Here is a 3,546-nt window from a genome sequence, read left to right as displayed (position 1 = left end):
TGCACCAGATCCTGGGCCTGCCCCAGATCCCCCGTGTACGCACACAGATGCACCGTCATCGCCCTGAAATGAGCGTGGTAGAACGCATCGAACTCCACTTTCCCGGCTGTGTCCCTGCCCCCTTCACCGGCTGATCCCACCGCCGGTGAAGCGTCGACGCGCGGTTCTGTCGTCACCGTCACTCGTTCCTCCCCGTCCGGGCTTCTGCCCGAGGACGCCCATAACACGTACCGGGACGCTCACCGGTTGCGTGTGGTCGGCGACCCGACGCAACGCCGCCGATCCCGACTCGTCGCAAGATCACTACAACCGTTGCCCGCCGGTTAAATTTGTTGATCTCTATTGCTCCGGGGTCCACCGGGCTGGTACTCAATGGGGGAACGTGATCAACAAACGGCCGGGAGGTCGCGATGATCGTTGCTGCCCGTAAACCGATCCGCCACCGTCGAACGCCGATCATCCGTACCCCTCGGACCAGACGCTCCACATCGGAACGCGGTCGCGCTCCCCCCGGCCACGGCCTTCGACACAGGGGCTGATGGCTGTGCTCACCTGTCGCTCTCCGGCGGGCACGGGAGCATCCGGATTCCGGGCGACGCGACCCGGTCATCCCTGGCGAGTCAGGGGACCACGCGCGGATCCAGCAGAAGGACCTACCGGTAGCGGCACGGAGAGACGCACTCTCCGGGCCAGACGATGGCCGGCCGGCAGACCGGCCACGGAAGGCGAACCCAGATGACGATCAGTGAGACCCCGGGCCTGTCCCGTCGCATGTTGCTCAGGTCCACGGCGGCGGCCGGTGCCGCGGCAGCCGCGGCCACCGTGATCCACCCCGATGCCGCCTCGGCCCAACCGGTCGCGGCCCCGCACTTCGACGCGCTGGCCGCCGCGCGGGCCGCCGCCATTCCCACGCCCGAGCAGTACTTCGGCTTCCGGATCGGATCCGACGGCAGGCTCGCCACCTGGGACAAGATGGTTCCGTACTTCCAGCTCATCGCCGAGCAGAGCGACCGGGTCAGGTACGAGGAGGTCGGCAAGACCACCGAGGGCAACCCGTACGTGCTGCTCACGATCAGCTCGCCGCAGAACCTGGCCAACCTGACCAAACTGATCGAGATCAACGACCGGTTGGCCGACCCGCGCGGGCTGTCCCCGACCGAGGCGCAGGAGCTGGCCAGCACCGGCAAGCCGTTCTACTTCGTGCAGGCCGGCATCCACTCCAACGAGGTCGGCAACTCGCAGGCCACCATCGAGTGGGCACACCGGCTGGCCACCGAGCCGTCCGAGTACATCGAGAAGATCCTCGACAACCTGGTCATCCTGCTGGTGCCGGCGCAGAATCCGGACGGGCTCGTCCTGATCAACGACTACTTCGTCGCCACCGCGGGCACCAACTACGCGCGCACCTACCCCGACCTGTACCAGAAGTACACCGGGCACGACGACAACCGCGACTGGTTGATGCTGACCCAGGTCGAGAGCAACCTGAACGTGTCGATCCTGAACAAGTACCACCCGCAGGTGTTCCAGGACTCGCACCAGGCCGGCGCCGGCGCTCCCCGGATGTTCACCCCGCCCTACCTGTCGCCGTACGACCCCAACATCGACGCGATCACGGTCCAGCAGACCGACGCGCTCGGCATGGCCATGCAGCGCGGGATGACCGCCGCCGGCATGAAGGGCGTCGGCTGGGGCATGACGTACGACTACTGGACCCCGTCGCGGCAGTACTGCGTCTACCACAACGCGGTGCGCATCCTGACCGAGGCGGCCAGCTGCTCGAACCTGGCGTACCCGCAGGTCGGCACCGGCCCGCTCGGCAGCCAGGAAAAGACGATCAGCTTCATCGAGCCGTACGACCAGAACACCTGGACGCTGCGGCAGATCGTCGACATCGTCTCGCAGGCGTTCTACTCCGGCATCGAGGCGGTGGCGTACGACAGCTACAACTGGCTGTTCAACTTCTACCGGGTCGGGGTCAAGGCGGTCACCCGGACCAGCCCGCGCGCGTACGTCATCCCGGCCGGGCAGCGGGACCCGCAGGCGGTCCGGGACGCGCTCGACATCCTGTTCAAGGGCGCGGTCGAGGTCCACCAGGCGCAGGCCGCGTTCTCGGCCGGGGGCCAGCAGTACCCGGCGGGTTCGTACGTCATCTACCTGAACCAGCCGTACGGCGGGTTCGCCAAGACCCTGCTGGAGGTGCAGGAGTACCCGCACCTGCTGGAGTACCCCGGCGGACCGCCGCAGCGGCCGTACGACGTGACCGCGCAGACCCTGCCGATGCTGCTCGGCTTCACGGCGAACCTGGTCACCGGCTCGTTCTCGGCCAGCGTCAAGCTGCTCACCGAGATCAAGCCACCGGCGGTCACGATGCCGGCCGCACCGCCCAGCACCGGCGCGTACGTGATCGGCCCGGAGTCGTACGGCGTCTTCCAGATCGTGTCCCGGTTGCAGCGCCAGGGCATCCCCACCTTCCGGGCGGCGGCGCAGTTCGTCGACGGTGGTCGGACCTTCCCGCCCGGCACCTTCGTCGTCCCGCCGACCGACGCGGCCCGGCAGATCCTGCAGAACCAGTCCCGCAACACCGGCATCCCGATCTCCGCCATCGCGACCGTGCCGCGGGTCGCCGGGGTGCAGCTCAAGCCCGGCACCCGGATCGGCCTGCTCAAGCCGGCCAACAACATCCCGTCCGGCTGGCTGATGTGGCTCTTCGACCAGTACGGCGTGAACTACTCCGTGGTCAAGGCGCAGGACTACAAGAACCTCGCTGGCCGGTTCGACGCGATCGTCCTGCCGCAGGGGGTGAGCAAGAGTTCCATCACCAACGGGCTGAACCGGAACAACTACCCGGCGGAGTGGGCCTGGGCGTTCGGCGTCGGCGAGGAGGGCTGGGCCAAGCTGCGTGACTTCGTCACCGGCGGCGGAACGCTGGTCGCCTTCGGCAGCGGGGCGAACACGGCGCAACAGCTGTTCGAACTGCCGCTGCGATCGGTCCTGCCGAGCGACGAGACGGTTTTCTACTGCCCCGGCGCCCTGCTCAGCCAGGAGATCGACGCCGACAACCCGGTCGCCTGGGGCATGGACCCGCGCAACCCGGCCTGGTTCGACGGGGACCGGGCGTACGAGCTCACCGACCCGAACAAGTACCCGGTCCAGGTGGTGTCGAAGTACCCGGCCAGCGGGGAGCAGTTGCGCAGCGGCTGGTTGATCGGCGGCGAGTACCTCAACGGCGCTGTGAACGGCCTGTCCTGGAGCGTGGGCAGCGGCTCCGTGGTGACCTTCGGCAGCGAGATCGCGTTCCGCACCTGGAACCGGGCCGAAGAGAAGATGATCTTCAACGCCATGTACCACGGGCCGGCGCAGAAGCTCACGCCGGACCAGTTCGAACGCCTCGGCCGCTAGAAACCTCCGACCGGGTGGGGGGGGGGGGGGGGGCCCCCCCCCCCCCCCCCCCAAAACCCCCCCCCCCCCCCCCCCAGAAGAGGGTCGTTGGATCCCTCCTCCGTCCGCCCCCGCCCGTACCCAACCCCGCTTCCTACCATACGA

Annotated in this window: 1 protein-coding gene and 1 pseudogene; one reads left to right on the top strand and one right to left on the bottom strand. The window is 68.1% G+C overall.

Translation table 11 applies throughout. The features are described from left to right. Window positions 1-182 (bottom strand): annotated as a pseudogene (locus ACZ6QQ_RS36650) (SigE family RNA polymerase sigma factor); the annotation flags it as partial. A 553-nt stretch (window positions 183-735) separates the two neighbouring features. Between ACZ6QQ_RS36650 and ACZ6QQ_RS36645 the strand changes: the two are divergent. Next, the gene (locus ACZ6QQ_RS36645) at window positions 736-3,402 is read left to right on the top strand and encodes a M14 family metallopeptidase (protein WP_465882631.1); all 2,667 of its coding nucleotides are present in this window, start codon (window positions 736-738) and stop codon (window positions 3,400-3,402) included. The last annotated feature ends 144 nt before the right edge of the window (window positions 3,403-3,546 follow it).

This window comes from Micromonospora sp. NPDC049529 (assembly GCF_055586685.1).
This window is presented reverse-complemented; position numbering and strand designations above follow the sequence as displayed.

Excerpts from the sequence above, each read along its gene's own strand:
- ACZ6QQ_RS36645 (WP_465882631.1), top strand. The coding sequence starts at position 736 with ATGACGATCAGTGAGACCCCGGGCCTGTCCCGTCGCATGTTGCTCAGG.